We start from the raw sequence: 19,108 nt of genomic DNA, 5'->3' as shown, positions 1-19,108 counted from the left end.
TGAATGTTAGTGTGTAATCTGATATGATAGGTTATGGATTTGCTATTGATTTATCACGAATAGCTTTAAATTCAGATCCTTGTTTCCACTCGGGCCATTTTTCTTCTGAGGTCAAGCGTTTGCCTACTTCAAATAACAGCTGCAGATCACCAATGGCTCCTTCTAAGTTCCATGTAGCTGCATTGTATTCATCCGAAGGGCGATGGTAGTGTTGTTTTGTATATTCATCTGCCTTCTGTTGTCCATACTCTTTACCTTTATCAACCACATCTATACCATTGTTGATATATAGAGCGGGCACACCTGCTTTGGCAAAATTAAAGTGATCAGAACGATAATAATATCCAGATTCCGGATGCGTTTCAAATGATATCACGCGATCTTTTTTTTCGGCTGCTTCCTTCAGGTAATCTTCCAATTGAGACTGGTTACGTCCTACTATAACTATATCTTTAGTTTTCCCATAGGAGTTAAGTACATCCATGTTGATGTTGGCAACTGTTTTATTTAGCGGGTAGACTGGATTTAGTGCATAATAGGCTGAACCCCACAACCCTTGTTCTTCTGCTGTAACAGACAGGAATACTACCGTTCGGGTAGGTTTATCAGCGAGACTTTTAAAACCTCTTGCCAGTTCAAACAATCCTGCTGTTGCACTGGCATTATCCAGGGCACCATTGTAAATCGAATCACCTGTTTCATCAGGTTTACCAATCCCCAGGTGATCCCAGTGAGCCGTATAGATAATATATTCATCGGGATGTTTAGAACCTGTAATCTTTGCGATTACGTTATGTGATTTATTAAAGGTCGCTTTTACCTTGATGCTGGTTGATAACTTCACCCCCAAAGGAACAGGTTTAAATCCAGGTTTATTAGCTTGAGCATACAAGGTTGTATCTTTCCCTGCTGCTGAAAGCAGACGTTGAGCGGTTTGTTGTGTTACCCAGCCCACTGTTGAACAATATTTTTGTTCTTTTCCTCTGTCATCAAGGCGTAGACGTGAACCATTCCAATTATTTTGCACAACGCTGAAAGGGTAGCTAGCTCCTTTGGTAGTATGAATAATCAGACATCCCTTAGCTCCTTGCCGGGCAGCTTCTTCAAATTTGTAGGTCCAGCGTCCATAATATGTCATTGTATCTCCTTTAAACAAACGTTGGTCTACCCTAAAACCAGGATCATTTACCATGACCAGTACAATTTTGCCTTTGGCGTCCAGGCCTGCATAGTCATTCCAGTTATATTCGGGAGCTACTACACCATATCCAGCGAAAACTAATTCGTCTTTATTTAATGAAATCACCGAATCTGTTTTCTCAGTCCAGATTACATAGTCAGTAAAACCTTTCAACTCAAAACTTCCTTTAGTCCCTTGTACCTGCATACTTGGTGATGCTTCTGTAGCTATGTTTACCATTGGCACATCCTGTACATAACTATTGCCATTCCCAGGCTCTAAGCCCATAGCAGCAAATTTCTGCTCCAAAAACTGTACAGTTTTAGTTTCCCCTTCAGTAAAGGGTTTACGTCCCTGAAAGTCATCAGAGGCTAATACACTGATATTTTTACCAAGACTATCTGCACTAAAGGCTGATAGTCCATCCCCTCCTGTAGGGGATTCTGTTGTTTTCTGGCTGCAGCCAGTTAAAGCAATGCCTGCAACACAGCCTAAAATAAGAATTCGATATTTCATATATTATCAGAATTTGGATAAGTGACACATATAATTGGCCGGAAAATAAAAGATGTTTTCTGATACAGATGTCATTTGTATCAAAATAGTATTGGTCTTTTGGTCTAATCTATTTGCTTTCAGAAGGTGCCTGTAGCTCCTCTTTTATAGAAACCGGAATGCCCAGATTGGGAGTGCCGTCTGCATTCCATGTAAATTTCTGCATACGAGGAGATCGTTTTCCTCCACAACCATCACCCGGATTGTCATTAGCATGATAGAGTATCCAATCTTCTTTTCCATCGGGAGAGGTGAAAAATGAGTTATGTGCAGGACTATATACTCCGTTTTCTTCTGAAGTTGTGAATATAGGTTGAGGATGCTTCTTCCATTGATCCGGATTGAGTAAATCGTGGCCTTGCAGTTCTAGCAAACCCAGAGAATAGTGATCTGTCCAGCAACCACTAGCAGAGTAGACAATAAATACCTTGTCACCATGTTGAAGGAACTGTGGACCCTCGTTTACATATACCTCAGGACCTCCCTGCCATCTTCTTTCCCACTCAAGGGTAGGAGAGGAGATCTTTACCCGTTCACCTTCCAGAGTATACGGATTTTTCATTCTAGCTATGTAGATATCTTGCTGGCCGTTTTTATCACCTTCCCATCCAGACCAGATCATATATAGCTGATTTTCGTAAGAGAACACATCTCCATCAATAGCCCATTTATCAGAAGGTGTAGCAAGTTTGCCTTTAAATTTCCATTCTCCCTGAAAAGGATCTTCTGAACTGTTCTCTATCACATACATTCGGTGATTGTTGTTATCGCCATCATCCGCTGCATAATAAACATACCACTTTCCGTTTATGTGATGTACTTCAGGAGCCCATAATTCTTTTGAATGTTTAGTATTTATGGGTGGTTGCCAGATGATTTTTGTTTCACCTTGCTTTAAATTGGCTAAGTTTTTGGTTTTTCGCAATTGCAAACGGTCACCTCCTATACTGTTTGAATAGTAGTAATAGCCTTTATAATAAGTGCTATACGGGTCAGCTCCTGAAGGTAGTAAAGGATTGGAAAAGGTTTGTTCCTGAGCCTTTAGATTAGTCAGGAATGAAAAATAAAATACTGTAGTGATAGCTAGCAAAAAATGTTTCATGAAGGAAGTGTTAAAAGTGTCTTCCCAAATTTAAATGTTTTTTGCTTTTGGAAAAGTGGGTAAAACTATCTGATCTTTTTAATTCTGGAACCTATTGTCACTAACGTGACAAGCTATTTGATGAGATACTTCTCTCATCAACACTTTCTAAGATCTATCAAATTTAGTTGGACGAAGACTAGCATGAGACTTGCATTATTCATTGCTCTCTTCCAGATTGTCCCCACGATCCAGACAGAATTTTCCAAATATTATCTGTGCCTTAATATTGTCAGGGTCGAGTGTGAGAATTTCTCTAAGCAGACTTCTATCCCTTCCAAGATTGCATCATATTCATGACCATCTATCTTTAGATCCAATAGTGTGTTCTGATTGGCATGAACTGCCCTGAATAAGTGGTTTGACTTCTTTGGAAATTGGCTGCTTTGCAGAACAGAATGTTTTACTCTGTTATTTGAGATATATTCTATGAATGTTTACCAGAAGTTTGTTTTTATTTATCAGACGACAAAGTAGTTTTATAAGATATATATTAATGAGAATTTGAGTTTTGGAAAAGCGTGTAGATATGTTATCTCCCGAAGAACTTTTATTAAACAAGATTGCGCAGAATAAACTGCCTTTAGAAGATGGTATTCAATGGTATGATTCTTTGAATGAGGAACAACAGAAAAAAGCTACATATCATATAATGTTTTATCTGTCTCAATCAGGTCCTACACCTGAAACGATAGCACAGGGAATTGACGAGGCACCTATAAAAAAAACGATGACTCCTGTAGTTATCTTTCAGAAGAACAATCTTTCATTGGCATTTCAAAAGATAAGTAAACTTCCTGCTACAGAATACCGCAAATCATTTATTGTTATGCTCAGTATCTTTAAGGCTTCGGATACACTTCGTCGGGAAAAGTGGTGCAAAGGAGAGTGTTCTCATGAATGGCATCACCTGGATGATGAAAGTTAATTGTGTAGCTTCTATTAAATACATAACAAATCGCCCTATAGGAAGGAATTGACTCATTCAAATAGGGTGATTATTTACTAGTAAGAGATTCGATTACAATGCTTTGTTTAGAGCCTGCTCAATTTCTGGTTTCGTGATCCCACCTGATTGTCTCCAGACAGGCTTGTTATTTTTATATAAGATTAGAGTAGGTACAGACTCAATTTGAAGCTGGCTTGCCAACTGCCGGTTGTCATATAATTCAATCTTAACAAGTTTCAAGGTAGACGCATGTTCATTAACCACTGTATCTACCACAGGTGCCAGCTTTTTACAACCCCCACAATATTTAGAGCCAACTTCTACCAGTACCAGTTCATTCGATGCTACCAGTTGATTATACTCCTGTTGAGCTAGTCCTTTACCTACTTTTGTTTCTACAGGTTTACCAGCACCCAACCAATGGGCTATACCTCCTGGTAACTCATACACACTAGAGAAGCCTTGAGTGCGTAATTGTTTTGCGACCTGACCACTACGTCCATTGTTAATGGAATACACAAAAACGGGTTGTTGCTTATCAAGCAGGCTAACTCCCTTCTTAAAGCCAATAGAGTCAGCTACACTTAGGTTTACAGCTCCTTTCAGGTGATTTTCTGCAAATTCAGCAGGTGTACGAACATCCAAGATTTGGGGATGTGCTGTATTTAGCAATTTTTGCTCAAAGGCATCTAGTGTGAGCTGTTCGGGTTTATTGCCTGATTGGGCATAAAGTGGTGTTCCAAATGGTAATAGAACCACTACAAACAGAGTAAGTAGGATTTGTTTCATACGGAGTACAGATAAAAATGTGAATCAATCAACCACACAATTCAAACAAAACGAGTAGAATAAACTCTATTTGAGTTGGTGCTTTCAAATTTGCTTTTGGGTATTCAAAAAAAGTTTAGCATTCACTGACAGGCTTTATAGACTGTCTGATCAGATCAATAATTGCCTATGCCCCGGGAATCAGGAGCATCTAATTAAGTTGGTGGGCATTAATTAGAGGATAAAACAAATGTAAAAGAGGATTAATACATTTACAATTATTTCCTACTAAATTTATAGAGATATATCTATAAATTTTTTAATGAAGAATATGTACGTTAATTACTATAAATCAGGAGTGTATCATCAAGTTAAACAAACAAGTATCACGGGATCATACTAAAAGGAGTATATAAATGAATAAAGTGCTTTATTTCTTATATACATATGCTAAAGTGGGACTTATGGCATTGTCTTTTGTTTCAGTGATATGTTGTATACTTTCTCTTTTATTACTTGGCAGGATTCCTCAGTGAACAGTCTATATAAGCATTTTGTTGGTTGGCACATTACTTGGCTGGCCGTATTCAAAGCAGGCCGCTGTCATGTTGCGGCATAATAGAGATAGAAAAGAAGGTATTTATTATAGAAATTATCCAAGGGGAAAACCGGTCAAAAGGCTGCAGGATATGACATATTGTTTATACATTTAATGTGGAGCCTTACAATAAGTCCTTCTTTTTGAAAATCAAAATAAAAGAGAAAATGGTAATTCAGATAATGTATAGAGCTCATTTTACCGAATTCTGTGATTCTGAACAAGACACTAATTTTGGATTAGCTATCTACATTTCAGTTAAAAGCCTGACTTCAGAACAGGAAAGCGCTTAAACCAAGTTTTATATCAATTTGCCCAGCCTATAGAAAATCAGAGCCCTGCTACACCTGCACTCTATAGTATGATGGATGTAGGGAAACGTATCTATTATGCAGGAGAATTAATTTCGAAAATCCTTAAAGATGTTTTTTATCTCACTACAGAATCAGATTTGCAATTAGATTTGTTTGATGATGGTGTTTTACCCTATGAAAAGATGCAGATAGAATAAGTAAATAGTAGAAGATACTTTTGTTTTAAACAAACATATGTTTTTGTCTGCATTTTTGCTTTCTATCTGAAGAGTTAAAGGATATAACAGTGTCTTTCTAACAATTGAAAAGACATAAGCAATTGAAATAGATCTTATGTGCATAGTTGTATTTAGTCTTTGTTTGTGACCTTAATTATGCGCGTGAGAATTTTTGCGGTGAATTCCAATCACATACCAATCTTACGGTTTATTCTATGCAAAAATTACTTTGAGAAGAGCCGGGCATACAAACCTATCAAATTTTTTATGCATAGAATTATGCGTATGATATACGACTGTGCAGAGTTTATCATGAGCATAGGTAGGTACTATGGTAAAATTAATACAAACAATACATATTTGCTATCTCTGTAAAAAAAGTCATAGCTTTCAGACGATTTAACTGCTTCATCAAATTTGCCTGAAAACAAACCATTACTAACACATGGGAATTTTTGATTTTTTGAAAAATAGAAAAGATAAACCTGAAAGCAACCAGCTGGATCTGCAGCTACAAGTTGAGATAGATAGCTTTGAAAATGAGATAATTGCTACAACTGCAAGATATATCTCACAACCAGGAGTGCAGGTTAACATTCGGGCACGTCATACCGAAACAAATGAAGTGATTCCATTTGCAGTAGGCTTTCCGGAACAGTTTAACGAATGGAAAACCGTAAAATCGCTGGCAGACAGGCGAGGTATCATTTATAGGTTATTAGACTCTCAGATTGGAAATCAACTGGCCTTGTGGCAAGTAATTGAGAGATTCAATGATGACAGATATCCTCAACGTGCATTACAGATTGCCACAGAACACAAGCAAGAGGCTGATGAACAGGACCCGAACTTCTGGAATGCATTGGCACGAACAAATTTTATCTTAACTTATTACGAAGAAGCAGAACGTAATTGCCAGAAAGCGCTTGGACTGGATAGCACTTCAATCAGAAGCAAACGCATCTTAGCTGATACACTGCATGTGATGGGCAATCACGACAAAGCACACGAGTTGTATCAGGAAATTTTAGCAGAAAAGCTACCTAAAGACCAGCCTATGAGCTTACCATTACAGGATCTACTTGGTTTTGATGGAGATATTGTTAACTCACCTATCTATGCAATTGGCTGGCTTAAAAGCGATAAAAATGTAAAACCAGAGGTTTGGGATTGGGCAGTAGAAGAATTTTACTATAGTCCACATTTTCGGACTGAACATGCCTTTTATCTAATCCAAAACAATGAGGTAATGAAGGGGTTTGCCAAGTTATTACATGTAAGCAAAGAAATGCCCTGGTTCAAAGACGCAGTGGTAAACAGCTATCACATCATTGATCAGCTGGGCTTAAGTGATAAAATGGAAGATGAAAGAGCCCGACTGAAAGGAATAATGGATAAGCAAAACTGGAAATGAATCTATTCAGGATTTAACCAACCATGACTTTCTGTAATTCTTTGTGGTGTGGTTGGTTAAAATTCTCTTATTTAAGAATAACTTCTGAAATTTATTTGACAATTCTGAGGAATATATCTTTGCCATCATTACAACTCGAAATACTTAAAGGATAAGTACCGTCTGACAAATCTCTGATATCTATCTTTATAAATGTTTCCATCCCCATGAAGGTGTGATATCTTCGTCTATTACCTTTATAAATAAGGTAGGCATCTGTTTCTGTACCTAGAGGGGCAAGTAGGAGGTATTTGTCTTTAACTCTACTTAATGTTATTGTTTCCAAACTTTCAAGATTACCTCCATGGATATGGACAGGAAATATTGTGCAATAAATATCATATGAAACCATACGGTCATTATCCAGTGTCTGTATAGTAAGAGTGTCACTCAACGCATATATGATGTTTTCAGGTTCTGCAATAAACTTTAATGTAAATTCAGCTTCCTGATTTGGAGATATAGAAATTGGATAAGAATTAATGTGAGGAATTATCTCAACTATGCCAGATCCGGATGTAATCGAAAGAATTTTCAGAGCACTTTTACTAGACAACTTTAATGGATATGTTCCTATGTTATTCTCAAGCAACATTATATCAATTTCAGGCTCAGCTTCCGGGATGATTAGGTTGCGATTGGGATAGTATCTTCTCACTCTTTCTCCGTATGGATCATATTCTTTCAGGTAGCATTCTCCCTCCCTATAATAGCAACTGTAATGTCTGTCATTCTGAAAGTCATAATAATAATAATTTGTAGTATCTCCATCAGAATTGAAAGAGGCTGATTCAATATTTAATCCATCCTGCCATAACATGCGGTTATATACAGTGCCCGAAGAATCGTGGGTCTCCCAAGTACCATCCTTTACTGAAATGAAGTTCTCGTATTTTCCCTCAATTGAAAGATAGGGTATCCTTTCGTGTTCTGGATAAGCTATACCAAATATATTACTATCTAGGGTATCTGTAATAATATAGGCACTCGCTTGAATTATTTTATAATTACCTGTATGTATTTCTAACTCTTCATTATTCATCTCTTTTTCTATCCATTTACCCACTTTAAGTCCGTATTCTGTAGTACGGTTTTGAGCCAGACAGCATACTATTTCCAGAAAATACAAAATGGTTATCCAATACCTGATCATTCTATTCAAAAGGCTACTATTCAACCATATATACATCTTTATTAAAAGATGTAAGTTACTTAAAGCTAGAAAATTCTACTAGTATCAATCAGATGCTTAGTTCACAATGAATCAAACTGAATGCTCAAACTAATGTTTCAAGCATGCGATCTATAAGTAATCTGTTGTTTGTCGATTCTCTTGCCTATGAACCGGTCGGGTGGCCCTTGTACTTGTTCGGTTTCAAGATAGATAGTAGTGGCAGATAAATTCATAATGATTGAGGCAAATCCTCGCCCATATATAGCATCGAATGACTCTGTAAATGTCAATATCTGATTATCTACCTCCTCATAATGAGAAATTACATAACACGTCTCTTTCTCTTTAAAGCCAAGCAACTCCTGAATATCTTCGGGATAGGTAAACTCTTTTTCGATCTTATGCAGGTATTTTATCTGTACTACATTCTCCCATGTATGGTTAAATCTTCTTATAAAAGATGGCCTTCGTTTGGGAGTTGACAACTCAAAAAGACTTCGTTCTTTTCTTTCTTTAAGAACAAAGTTAGCTATAAACTGTGTGATGGTCGTTTCTGGATCTGGCATGACTCTATTATTGAATAGTATGTCTTTTTATATGGGTTGTAATTGAGGCTGGCTGGGAAATACCACTGTTTCATTTTACTCTCCTGTCCACCAATTGTGTACAATGTATTTTGATCCCAGATCAAAAAGATAAACATTGTCATACCAGTCTTTCCGCATCAGCAAACATCCTTTGATGGCATTTGGATCAAAATCTTTGACAAAGTGTTGAATCTCCACTATTTTGCCAGCAACCTCTGTCAGAGGTACAGGAATACAGCTTCCATAGAAAAAACTATTGAAATAAGTAGCATTTTGGAGTAAGGCTAGATTATTCTGTTCAACTTGACCATTACTTATCCAGGCGATATACGATATCCAAAAGTCTGTAACGTCTTTGTAATGGACAGATGTTCCTGAATAAATATCTGTTTGCTGATTGTAATATATACCTATTACTTCGATGTGAGGAACTATTGGAGGGATTGTTAGATCAACCTGATCAATTCTTTCCTTTATCATCAATGGTTCTATTGTTCGGCCAAGAAGTTCAATAGCTTCTGACTCTGTAGGAGTTAATGTTTCCAGATAATACCAGTAATTACTGGATAGCTTAAAGAAATCTTCTATAAGCACTACAATTTGTGGATACTCTCTATTGACAAATGGCTTCCATGTACTACTATGGATTTCTATTTCCATAACATACTGACGATTTGTTATCACATATTCATACTGAACCTTTGCCTCACTGATTATCTGTTTTGAGTTATAGGGAAGTTGATAGTCATGTGTAACCAGGTAAGTCTGTAATTCTCTTTCCAGAAAAGGAACATGTCCAGTTGGATTGCCGGGAAGTTTACTGTATGCACTGATCGTCCATTTCATAAATGATGTATGAGGTAGTAACAAAATGAGATGTTAATGAATATAACAGCCAAAATTGAGCATAAGCGATTGGCCCTGTCCCTGAATACATAAAAACCGCTGCTCATAACTAATGTAATACTCATGAGTAGTAGCCTGCCAGTCTTCAACAATATGAATAATCTGATTCTGAACCTTTTGGATGACTTGATGTAAATTATCCATATGATAGTTGCTTTGAAAAAGAGTTGGTGCCTGATTACATATAATTAGATGGTCCAGACACCATTGAAAGTTTTCAATGATTCGTTTAGATACAGATGAAACAGGTGTTTTTGTCTCATTAATGTATTCAAAGTGACGTCGATTTTCTTGCTCGTTATTTCCTCCCAAATGCTTAGGGAGTACAAAATATTCTCTTTCATCCAGATTTCGGTCCAAGGTTAATGTTACATAAATCAACGCCGGATTATACCCATCCGATAGTACCATAAAGAAATCGGTTAACATTTCAACAGAGTTCTTCATCAGCAGGCATTCTACATGTTTTTCATTCATAGTTTTTATAGTTGTGTTTTGTATGCAATACGTATGTTTTTGAAACGGAGTGTAAGAAGTCAGGCAAATCATTTGCTTTATATATTCTGCGTTGTCTAACCTTATTTCCTAAATCCGTTTCAAAACAAATCGCCTACTGTGCAATATTTCTGCGCAGTAGGCGATTTGTTTTCTGTAATGAAGATTAGTTCCTGCTATTTATGAAACTCCAGGCAAGATTTGCCAGTCGTCTTCCCGAGTTTGAACTGTGTTGACATTGGGATGAAGCAGGATTCGTCAAACATCAGCATTTTTCTATTATACTTTCATGAACGTATTACGCCAGACGTTTTATTAGCTTATTCTTCAAATAGGTGCGAAACGGAATGTCGAGCAGGATCATAATGAGATAAGCCCATACAATTAGTAGCACAGTACCCACCACCGCAATAAGTATCATCTGATCAAATGTGGGTTTTTTAGCTTCTACATAACTCAGAAATATCCACATAAAAGGATAGTGAGTCATATACAAAGGATAGGAGATTTCACCTGCAAAATTACAGACTTTGGTAAGGGTAGAAGATAAACGTGCACCCGCTCCTAATGCGACCAGAAAAGGAAAATAAAACAGTACAATCAGAGGATCTACAAGCCAGTTGACACTCTTCACAAAGGGTGCCAAAAAGCTAAGCATCAGCAATATCCCTACTGGAATAAGTCCGAGGCGGGATTGAATTATCCATTTGGAACGATATACCAGTATGCCTATGATAAAGGAATAAGAAACACGTATGGCTCCACCTAAAATGTTATCGCCACTCCAGCCTACAATTAAAGAACCAGAAATATAGGATTCATAGACAATAGCTACTGCTGAAATAATGACTAAAACCCAGATTATTTTATTAGGTAACCTGACAAGAATAAACGCATATGCAATATTGGCAACATACTCCCAAAACAACGACCAGGAGGGAGGATTGAGGTGAAAGAGATTGAAAAACCGTTCCCCTACAATCGGATAGGGGATCATCAGGCAGGATGTAACAAACAACAACACTGATTGGCCTGAGTATTTATCGAACAAATTGCTAAACGGATCAAATATAAAACTAAGTAATCCAATAACCGAACCAATGAGTACCAGAGGATGTAAGCGAATAAGTCGTAACTTAAAGAATGTGGCAATGCTTATTTGCGGTAGTCTCTGATCATAAGCGTAGGCAATTACAAAGCCCGACAAACAGAAAAAGAAATCAACAGCCAGATAGGCGTGAGCAATAAAATTCTTGCTGGGATCTGGAAAGATTATTTCCATAAAATGAAAGATAACCACTGCTATTGCGGCTATACCTCTAAGGCCATCCAAAATGGCAAAATGCTGGGTAGTTTTTAAAAGGGACGACTCTGCTTTTGATTGATACATCACTATTCACTAAATGAGATCGCATAATACGGATTTGTTCCCGTGATGACAAGGAGATGTAAGATTACTAATAGAGATACAAGCGGAAACAGACGTTTTGGAATGATAAAGTGACATAGGGCATCAACTGGGACATTTGCGGTATACAAATACGAAGTCTGAAAGAAGCGGATCACCTGTATATAAAAGGCATTGATACTGACATGACCGACGAGGAAATGCAACGAATCAATGAGGTAACCGAAGAATACCGATTACGTTCAAAAGAAGAGTAATTGATTATCCGACACTTTACGAAATGCAGTCAGGGCATCGTCTTTGTGTCGGCTACGACGATTGGTAACTTTCTTCAATTCTATAGCTCCTACAAAAATCTAAGTCCAGATAAGATTGGCCGGGTTATGAAGTCGTTTGGTTTTGATAACAACAATGGTAAGCCTGTTAAGCTATTAGGTAAAACGAGTTGGAGATTCTGGATACTGTGCGACAAAGACAAACACCACAGTCTCAGATAGGTTGCACTTCTAACCTCCAAAATTCGGGTCGGGTTACACTTGACGCTTGTCGGTTATATTTCTTGTTATACTACTAAGTTATTGATCATCTGTAGTATACAAACAAAGCATATGCAACCAACCCAATCCCCCTTACAAAGTCTGTGTTTTCAATAACATTGGAACACATTCCTTCACTATAGAGGCTTATTACATATAGTCAACTAAATATCTGGTTGATTGACCGGATCTTTGAATACAAAACTCCTAATCACAAGTCTATAACACAAGGAGAAGCTTGATAAATTCTAAAATTATACAAAGTAGCCTTGTCAATACCTCTGTAATAAATAGGGTACTTATTACACGTATAAGCAATTGATTACTAGTATCTTTACTTCTGAAATCCTGCATTCTGCCTACAATCTGTGTTCAGCATTCATTAACACTAAAATCTCCTCTATGTATGATGCACTCTGCACAGCCTCCCATACCTGCCAATGAAATGGAAAGAATCATCGAGCTTTCAGAATTGGATCTGGATTATAGTAGTCTTCAAGATCAGTTTAAAGAGCTGACAACTTTGGCTGCCAAGGTAGCAGGTACAAATATTTCACTCATCAATCTGATTGATAGCTATACGTCATGGACTATTGCCAATCATGGGTTGGCAATTGAACAACTTCCTCGTCAGGAGGTTGTCTGTCAATATACCTTGGTGGAGGAGGAAAAACTGGAAATCAAAGATCTATCTGCTGATGATCGTTTCAAAGATAAAGGATATGTGTCTGGTGAGCTGGGACTACGGTACTATCTGGGTATTCCGCTGAAGACAGCAACTGGTAACCATATTGGCTCTTTGTGTGTACTGGATAAAGAAACCAAACCTCTCTCTCCTGAAAAAGTAGAAATGCTAAAAATTATTGCAGGTGAGATCGTTAACCGTTTGCAAACATATAAACTTATTCATACGTTGCAGGCAACTATGAATGAAGCCATCGAAAGCAAACTACGGGTAGCTCATGACATCAGAGGTCCGATCGGAGGTATTATAGGTCTGGCTGGGATCATCTGTGAACAAGGTGATAAAACCACATTGGCAACTGTACTGAATTTTATTTCGATAATTCATAAAAGTGGAAATTCTATTCTGGAGCTGGCAAACGAAATCTTGAGTACAGAAACAGCAAAGAGAAATCAGGCAAGCGTTGAGGCACATCAATTTAATCAGCTTACCTTAAAAGATAAACTGGAAAAACTTTATACACCACAGGCAGTTAATAAAGGTATTGATTTTGTAATCACTACCCACTATCAGACCGAAGTTATTCCGTTTCCCAAAAACAAGCTTTTACAGATCATTGGTAATTTGATTTCCAATTCTATGAAATTTACGCCAATAGGAGGCAAAGTAAGTGTAGGTTTGAATGTAAAATCAGGGTCGGAAGAAAATATACTGCATTTTACAGTACAGGATACAGGGATTGGAATGCCAGCAGATAAAGTTCAATCCATTCTGGAGGGAGAAGGCGTTTCGACCAATGGTACACAAGGTGAGCAGGGCTATGGCTTTGGGTTGGCCCTGGTAAAACATCTGGTTGACAGCCTGAAAGGGGAGATGAAAATTACCTCCCAGCCGAACCATGGAACCATCTTTGAAATTTTTATTCCTGATAAAAAAGCAAATTTGAATCTGGAACAATCTACTTTATCCGCCTCCCTGGTATTGACGTCCTGATTTCTTAAAAAGAAGTAAATTGCTTGCGGATATACCATAAACAAAATCTGGAAATACCTACGTATGACAGAACTTGATGGACGAATAGTCACTCAGAAGTATCTGCGGCCTATGACAGAAGAAGAGATTGAGATACTCAAAGATATGACTCGTGTATCTCTACTTGAGATCTCTATTAGCATTTTCTTTTTTATACTTTTTATCTGTTTAGGCTTTTGGGAACGGTCTATTATGTGGCATTTAGGAGCATTGTTCATACTTGTTTTAGGAATAACGTATTATGTTAGTTCAGAAAACCCCGATGATCCAATCAAACAGGGCATGAAGAAGTGCCAGAAGATAGTAATAAAGGCGCGAATAGAAAATAAAGAGGGGACACCATCAGGCGATGACCCTATGTATTTTCTGACTATTCTCAACTATAGATTTGATGTATCTTTTGAAGATTGGAAAGCCTTTGCGGTTAGTGATGTTGTCGAAATCCATTTTGCTCCTAAGAGCAAGTATCTGTTTGAACTCCTTCGTGTCTGATAAGATCATCAGCTAGTCTTTTCCCCTAAGCGTTGGACATAATAGCAGTCTTACCCTTTCTCCGTGATTCCTCCCATACTGCTTAACCCGCGATTTGGATTAGACTTGCCGTATTCTGGATACATGTAAAGATCTGCATTTTTTCACCTTTGTATCATCTTTTCATGTTAACACATACCATCATTATGAAACACGTAAAATTAGGTAGTCAGGGATTAATAGTTCCCGCCATTGGGTTAGGATGTATGGGAATGACTCCCATAGCAGGTGGAGACATTTACGGCAAGGCTGACGAAAAAGAGTCTATTGCTACTATACATCGTTCATTGGAGCTAGGTGGAAACTTTCTGGATACCGCCGATCTGTATGGACCATTACTCAACGAACGACTGCTTGCAAAAGCCATCAAAGGCAATCGGGATAAGTACATCATTGCTACCAAGTTTGGTTTTGAGATTGATGACAACGAACAAATGACCTGGCGTATCAATGGAAAAAAAGCCTATGTGAAAAAGGCCATTGAACGGTCTCTCCAGAACCTGGGTATCGACTATATTGACTTGTACTATCTGCATCGCCTAGACAAAGATACACCTATCGAAGAAACGGTCGAAGCAATGGCAGAACTAGTCAAAGAAGGCAAGGTAAAATACCTGGGTCTGTCGGAAGTTGGTTCGGAAACTATTCGCAAAGCACATGCAGTCCATCCGATCACAGCTTTGCAGACAGAGTATTCGTTATTTGAACGGACTGTTGAGGAAGCTGGTATTCTGGCTACAATCCAAGGATTAGGCATTGGATTTATAGCCTATTCTCCACTAGGAAGAGGATTTCTTTCAGGACAAATCAAATCCCCTGACGATTTTCCGGAAGATGATTTCCGAAGACATATACCCAAATATCAGGGGGAACAGTTTCAGAAAAACATACGTTTGCTGGAAGAGATTGAAGCCATTGCTGCTGAAAAAGGCATTACTACGGCACAACTAGCCATTGCCTGGACTATTGCCAAAGGTGCTGTCCCGATTCCGGGAACCAAGAAGGTAAAGTATATTGAACAGAATATTGCTGCTACTGATATAGCTCTGTCATCAGAGGAGTTACAAAGACTGGAAGCGATTATTCCGCTAGGTACTCAAACAGGTGACCGGTACGATTCCGTATCTATGACAATGGTCGAATAAAGATAGTACATACCAGAATAGTGTATTTTAGAAAGCACCTGAGCGAAATTCACGACAACTGAGTGTTTGCCGTGAATTTCGCTCAAACTTGGATGTTGCGGTTTATTCCGATCAAAAAAAGTTTTGCCGTGAGTTATGCGCAAACACAAAACTGCCGTGAGTTCTGATCAAAATGTTCTTTAAGGGAGAGACAATCTATCTGGATTTATTCAGGAGCCCTGCCGTGAACTATGCGCAGAAAAAAATTAAGTCCAAAGCATCCGGGTAAAACTAAACTCTGGCATTACTCATGTACCTTTACGATTTCAATCTTTTGTTTCTATGAAGCAGCCTGTCACTCCTCCCAAACCGATCCTGTCTATATCAGAGATGCACCATCTGCTAGGTTTGAAAAAGCCAAAGCATCCATTGGTCAGTGTAATCAGATTTGAAGACATGGCATCAACCGGAACAACTGTTCCCAGATCAATATCCTATAATTTTTACCACATTGCTCTCAAGAAAAATTATCAGGGAAAGATTAAATATGGGCAACAATACTATGACTTTGATGAAGGTATGATGACGTTTGTTGCTCCTCAGCAAGTAATCACTATTGATCCCGATACACCTACCAGTCTGGAAGGATTTATGTTGATAATTCATCCGGATTTTCTGCAATCCTATCCACTAGCCAGTAAGATTAAGTCCTATGGATTTTTCTCCTACGCTGCCTATGAAGCCCTGCATTTATCCGAACAGGAAGAGCAGGCTATCATGCAGTTAGTAGCCAATATCGAACGTGAGATAGACACCAATATGGATCATTTTACTCAGGAACTGATAGTATCTAATATTGATTTGCTGCTTACTTACTGCAACCGGTTTTATAACCGACAATTTATCACCCGCAAACTGGCCAATAACGACTTACTGATCAAACTGGAAACACTCCTTGATGTCTACTTTGCTAGTGTTGAACTGGAAAAGTCAGGCCTGCCTACAGTAAAGTATGTAGCGGATCAATTGCATGTGTCGGCTAGTTATCTAAGTGATATGCTTCGGGCTCACACCGGACAGAGTACACAACAGCATATTCACAATAAACTCATCGAAAAGGCAAAGACTATCTTGTCTACTACAGCATTGTCTGTGAGTGAAGTAGCCTACCAACTGGGGTTTGAATACCCTCAGTCATTTAATAAACTCTTCAAAAGCAAAACCAATCAGTCTCCACTGGAGTTTCGACAGTCCTTTCAGTAGAGCCAGAGTTTTGCCTTATTTTACTATTGTGACTACAGGTGTACTGATGGTGAAATAATTTGTAAACGTTCCTGTGTCTGTATAATCCATATACATCATGATATAGCCAGTACCCACTCTGGGAGGAATTCTTACACCAACTGAATCTGTGGTAGCAAATACTATTTCGGAAAAAGGAGCTGAAGGACTTTCTTCCGGACGTAGATCCAGCAAAGCTCCGGTTGCACTGGTAGAATCGTGGAAACTTAGTCTGTGTTGTGCTTTACTGGTGGCAAAGTACTTGCCATGAATGGTAATAATATCTCCTACCTTGCCACTTTCCGGACTTATTTTAGTGATATAAGGTAGAGGAGCTGGAAGTATAGAAAAGCCAAACGAGTTTTCTATGTACCCCCTTCGTTTTAGTGTATGCCAGCCGGACGCGGCATTGGGTGGCACCTGAAGGGTTATCTCTGTTTCTGTAACAGAAACAATGGTAGCAGGTATGTCACTCCCATTAAATTTAATTTCCAGGTCCTCTTTGACCTTTCCAAACATCTTTCCATGTAGCGTAACCAATGTGCCACTTGGGCCTCCCTTGGGAAAAAGGTTTTGTACCTGTACTCCGCTTTTTCCAGGATCTTCCTTACAGGAAAATAACATAGACACACATAAAAACAATCCAATGGTAGTTGTTTTCATAGAGGTATAGATGATTGTTAAGGGATTGACAGCTAGTGGTAAATATAAGATTCCTTTATTTGAGAATAAAGTAAATATTTAAAATGTTACTCAACTTTGTTAGGGGGAATTACAAATTTACAGGATAAAAAACAGTGTGTTCTTTGGGTAGAAAGTAGTTCGTTTTTTAGTTGCTTATTCTATGTTAATTACAGGTCCCAATTTGAAAGTTTTAGCAATCCATATTTCCTGTATAGGTAATTTATCTGCCTCGTTTTCAGTAATTTTCAACATATTATTGCAATTGCATCGTGAAACAAACTGTATTTTTTTGCATACATAAAATATCTCATTTTTTCCCTGCATTATATACCGACGACGATATTTTATGTATGCATCACCTAGTATAGATGTCTCTAACTTAATATCCTTTTCAGTTTTACCCTGAAAGTTTCCATAGGCAATAACAACTGTTACCTTATGAGTTTCAGGATTGATTTTAAACTTTAACCCTAGAACTGAATAATCTAGCAGATAGTTATTGTAACTTGTATCTAAGGTAAAGTTAGTCCCATAAATTTTTCTTAATTCATTTTCCGTTGTTTTGTTTAGTTTTACTGTTCCCACGCCTTTGCCAGGATATAATGTCAGATCGTCTTGAGCCCATGAGGTTAAGGGAAGCATTAGTAGAAGGATTAGTATTAGTCTCATTTTTTGGTTTCTATTTTTTAAGTACTGGAGAAATATAAAAACACTCCTGATTTACAATAAGAGGCGTTAGGGATTAGTAAATGGTAATAATCTTGTTGTACCCGAACTTTCTAGCAATCCAAATTTCTCTTATTGGTAGTTTATTGACTATATCTTTTGGCGTTGACAAATCCGTGCATTTACAATCAGCAACGAACACAATCTCTTTGTAAACATAATGTATTTCCTTTCTCACTGCCAATAGTTTTGGACGATCATATATTTTTTCAGCATTCCCCAATATAGATGTGCCTAGTTTGCTCTCCTTTTTGGTGTTTCCTTTAAATGTACAAGGAAGATGGTTTGAACCTGCACCGTAAACGCCCATCTGAGCTGAGGTGTTACGCAATCGGTCAGCCAACCATCAGCTAGAAAAAGAGGTACCCTAAGAAAAATCAGACCTCAAGTATAAACTTTGTCCCGGGTCAACTTTTTGCTGGTCGTAAGTTTAGATCTTTGACAGTAATCTTTAATTATTCTTTTAAGCGTTTGGGTATTCTGGTTGGTAAATGCTTCAGAGGTTTGGCGACTGGAATACAATTTGACGACTGGAATACAACCGGTTTCTTCATTATAGATCATTGAAAGGATTTACACCTTGCCACATGGAAGAGCAATCTCTATCGTCCTATACTGCGGGTTTTCCACTTTTGCTTAGCCTTGAATTTAGGTGGGGATCAAGAGTTATAAGAGTATGAGGCTTTTCTTCTGCTTTTCTGGTAGATACTGCTAACTTCCAATGAAAAAAATCATAGATAATGTAGTTTTTCAGACCTCTCTG

General features: G+C 37.9%; 17 protein-coding genes. 7 read left to right on the top strand and 10 right to left on the bottom strand.

Annotation, left to right across the window (positions count from 1 at the left end):
- Positions 1–31: 31 nt before the first annotated feature.
- Entirely contained in the window at positions 32–1,696 is a 1,665-nt protein-coding gene (locus QNI22_RS36645; RefSeq protein WP_314519145.1) for a M28 family metallopeptidase, read from the bottom strand.
- 109 nt (positions 1,697–1,805) lie between these two features.
- Positions 1,806–2,837: a glycoside hydrolase family 43 protein gene (locus QNI22_RS36640; RefSeq protein ID WP_314519143.1), complete on the bottom strand. Its 1,032-nt coding sequence runs from the start codon at positions 2,835–2,837 to the stop codon at positions 1,806–1,808.
- A 568-nt stretch (positions 2,838–3,405) separates the two neighbouring features.
- Here QNI22_RS36640 and QNI22_RS36635 point away from each other — a divergent pair.
- Positions 3,406–3,804 carry a DUF5958 family protein gene (locus QNI22_RS36635; protein WP_314519141.1) on the top strand — a complete coding sequence of 133 codons (399 nt, stop codon included), beginning with the start codon at positions 3,406–3,408 and terminating at the stop codon, positions 3,802–3,804.
- A 93-nt stretch (positions 3,805–3,897) separates the two neighbouring features.
- Here the strand turns inward: QNI22_RS36635 and QNI22_RS36630 are convergent, their stop codons facing one another.
- Positions 3,898–4,614: a thioredoxin domain-containing protein gene (locus QNI22_RS36630; protein WP_314519140.1), complete on the bottom strand. Its 717-nt coding sequence runs from the start codon at positions 4,612–4,614 to the stop codon at positions 3,898–3,900.
- Positions 4,615–5,552: 938 nt separating this feature from the next.
- On the opposite strand from QNI22_RS36630, the gene QNI22_RS36625 reads away from it, so the two are divergent.
- A complete protein-coding gene (locus QNI22_RS36625; protein ID WP_314519139.1) occupies positions 5,553–5,702 on the top strand; it encodes a hypothetical protein in 150 nt (49 codons plus the stop codon).
- A 466-nt stretch (positions 5,703–6,168) separates the two neighbouring features.
- Complete coding sequence (locus tag QNI22_RS36620; RefSeq protein WP_314519137.1) at positions 6,169–7,137, top strand: tetratricopeptide repeat protein; 969 nt, start codon at positions 6,169–6,171, stop codon at positions 7,135–7,137.
- Between the two features lie 91 nt (positions 7,138–7,228).
- Here the strand turns inward: QNI22_RS36620 and QNI22_RS36615 are convergent, their stop codons facing one another.
- The 5 genes from QNI22_RS36615 to QNI22_RS36595 all read right to left on the bottom strand — a co-directional run bounded on the left by QNI22_RS36615 (position 7,229) and on the right by QNI22_RS36595 (position 11,728).
- Positions 7,229–8,329, bottom strand: coding sequence for a hypothetical protein (locus tag QNI22_RS36615; protein WP_314519136.1), 1,101 nt, complete (start codon positions 8,327–8,329; stop codon positions 7,229–7,231).
- 137 nt (positions 8,330–8,466) lie between these two features.
- Positions 8,467–8,916 (bottom strand): hypothetical protein, encoded by a 450-nt coding sequence (locus tag QNI22_RS36610; RefSeq protein WP_314519134.1) that lies wholly within the window; start codon positions 8,914–8,916, stop codon positions 8,467–8,469.
- Between the two features lie 75 nt (positions 8,917–8,991).
- Positions 8,992–9,783, bottom strand: a complete 792-nt coding sequence (locus tag QNI22_RS36605; RefSeq protein WP_314519132.1) for a hypothetical protein — start codon at positions 9,781–9,783, stop codon at positions 8,992–8,994.
- A 33-nt stretch (positions 9,784–9,816) separates the two neighbouring features.
- Entirely contained in the window at positions 9,817–10,320 is a 504-nt protein-coding gene (locus tag QNI22_RS36600) for a hypothetical protein (RefSeq protein ID WP_314519131.1), read from the bottom strand.
- Between the two features lie 316 nt (positions 10,321–10,636).
- Positions 10,637–11,728, bottom strand: a complete 1,092-nt coding sequence (locus QNI22_RS36595; protein WP_314519130.1) for an acyltransferase family protein — start codon at positions 11,726–11,728, stop codon at positions 10,637–10,639.
- Between the two features lie 960 nt (positions 11,729–12,688).
- On the opposite strand from QNI22_RS36595, the gene QNI22_RS36590 reads away from it, so the two are divergent.
- The 4 genes from QNI22_RS36590 (at position 12,689) to QNI22_RS36575 (ending at position 16,917) form a co-directional block, all read left to right on the top strand.
- Positions 12,689–13,960 carry a GAF domain-containing sensor histidine kinase gene (locus QNI22_RS36590; protein ID WP_314519128.1) on the top strand — a complete coding sequence of 424 codons (1,272 nt, stop codon included), beginning with the start codon at positions 12,689–12,691 and terminating at the stop codon, positions 13,958–13,960.
- Between the two features lie 63 nt (positions 13,961–14,023).
- The gene (locus QNI22_RS36585; protein ID WP_314519127.1) at positions 14,024–14,491 is read left to right on the top strand and encodes a hypothetical protein; all 468 of its coding nucleotides are present in this window, start codon (positions 14,024–14,026) and stop codon (positions 14,489–14,491) included.
- A gap of 185 nt (positions 14,492–14,676) precedes the next feature.
- Positions 14,677–15,675: an aldo/keto reductase gene (locus QNI22_RS36580; RefSeq protein WP_314519126.1), complete on the top strand. Its 999-nt coding sequence runs from the start codon at positions 14,677–14,679 to the stop codon at positions 15,673–15,675.
- A gap of 321 nt (positions 15,676–15,996) precedes the next feature.
- Complete coding sequence (locus tag QNI22_RS36575) at positions 15,997–16,917, top strand: helix-turn-helix domain-containing protein (RefSeq protein ID WP_314519124.1); 921 nt, start codon at positions 15,997–15,999, stop codon at positions 16,915–16,917.
- 15 nt (positions 16,918–16,932) lie between these two features.
- Here the strand turns inward: QNI22_RS36575 and QNI22_RS36570 are convergent, their stop codons facing one another.
- Both QNI22_RS36570 and QNI22_RS36565 read right to left on the bottom strand, forming a co-directional pair.
- On the bottom strand, positions 16,933–17,598 hold the full coding sequence (locus QNI22_RS36570; protein ID WP_314519123.1) for an IPT/TIG domain-containing protein: 666 nt from the start codon (positions 17,596–17,598) through the stop codon (positions 16,933–16,935).
- A gap of 174 nt (positions 17,599–17,772) precedes the next feature.
- The gene (locus QNI22_RS36565; protein WP_314519122.1) at positions 17,773–18,288 is read right to left on the bottom strand and encodes a hypothetical protein; all 516 of its coding nucleotides are present in this window, start codon (positions 18,286–18,288) and stop codon (positions 17,773–17,775) included.
- Positions 18,289–19,108: the final 820 nt, after the last annotated feature.

This window comes from Xanthocytophaga agilis, from assembly GCF_030068605.1.
Taxonomy (GTDB): domain Bacteria; phylum Bacteroidota; class Bacteroidia; order Cytophagales; family 172606-1; genus Xanthocytophaga; species Xanthocytophaga agilis.
Note: the sequence above shows the minus strand (reverse complement) of the source record. Positions and strands in the feature narration are given on the sequence as shown.

What these genes read in the sequence shown, in the direction of transcription:
- QNI22_RS36590 (WP_314519128.1), top strand. Translation starts at nt 12,689, where the DNA reads ATGATGCACTCTGCACAGCCTCCCATACCTGCCAATGAAATGGAAAGA.
- QNI22_RS36585 (WP_314519127.1), top strand. Translation starts at nt 14,024, where the DNA reads ATGACAGAACTTGATGGACGAATAGTCACTCAGAAGTATCTGCGGCCT.
- QNI22_RS36580 (WP_314519126.1), top strand. Translation starts at nt 14,677, where the DNA reads ATGAAACACGTAAAATTAGGTAGTCAGGGATTAATAGTTCCCGCCATT.
- QNI22_RS36630 (WP_314519140.1), bottom strand. Translation starts at nt 4,614, where the DNA reads ATGAAACAAATCCTACTTACTCTGTTTGTAGTGGTTCTATTACCATTT.
- QNI22_RS36640 (WP_314519143.1), bottom strand. Translation starts at nt 2,837, where the DNA reads ATGAAACATTTTTTGCTAGCTATCACTACAGTATTTTATTTTTCATTC.
- QNI22_RS36600 (WP_314519131.1), bottom strand. Translation starts at nt 10,320, where the DNA reads ATGAATGAAAAACATGTAGAATGCCTGCTGATGAAGAACTCTGTTGAA.
- QNI22_RS36635 (WP_314519141.1), top strand. Translation starts at nt 3,406, where the DNA reads ATGTTATCTCCCGAAGAACTTTTATTAAACAAGATTGCGCAGAATAAA.
- QNI22_RS36565 (WP_314519122.1), bottom strand. Translation starts at nt 18,288, where the DNA reads ATGAGACTAATACTAATCCTTCTACTAATGCTTCCCTTAACCTCATGG.
- QNI22_RS36570 (WP_314519123.1), bottom strand. Translation starts at nt 17,598, where the DNA reads ATGAAAACAACTACCATTGGATTGTTTTTATGTGTGTCTATGTTATTT.
- QNI22_RS36610 (WP_314519134.1), bottom strand. Translation starts at nt 8,916, where the DNA reads ATGCCAGATCCAGAAACGACCATCACACAGTTTATAGCTAACTTTGTT.
- QNI22_RS36615 (WP_314519136.1), bottom strand. Translation starts at nt 8,329, where the DNA reads ATGATCAGGTATTGGATAACCATTTTGTATTTTCTGGAAATAGTATGC.
- QNI22_RS36605 (WP_314519132.1), bottom strand. Translation starts at nt 9,783, where the DNA reads ATGAAATGGACGATCAGTGCATACAGTAAACTTCCCGGCAATCCAACT.
- QNI22_RS36625 (WP_314519139.1), top strand. Translation starts at nt 5,553, where the DNA reads ATGATGGATGTAGGGAAACGTATCTATTATGCAGGAGAATTAATTTCG.
- QNI22_RS36575 (WP_314519124.1), top strand. Translation starts at nt 15,997, where the DNA reads ATGAAGCAGCCTGTCACTCCTCCCAAACCGATCCTGTCTATATCAGAG.
- QNI22_RS36645 (WP_314519145.1), bottom strand. Translation starts at nt 1,696, where the DNA reads ATGAAATATCGAATTCTTATTTTAGGCTGTGTTGCAGGCATTGCTTTA.
- QNI22_RS36620 (WP_314519137.1), top strand. Translation starts at nt 6,169, where the DNA reads ATGGGAATTTTTGATTTTTTGAAAAATAGAAAAGATAAACCTGAAAGC.
- QNI22_RS36595 (WP_314519130.1), bottom strand. Translation starts at nt 11,728, where the DNA reads ATGTATCAATCAAAAGCAGAGTCGTCCCTTTTAAAAACTACCCAGCAT.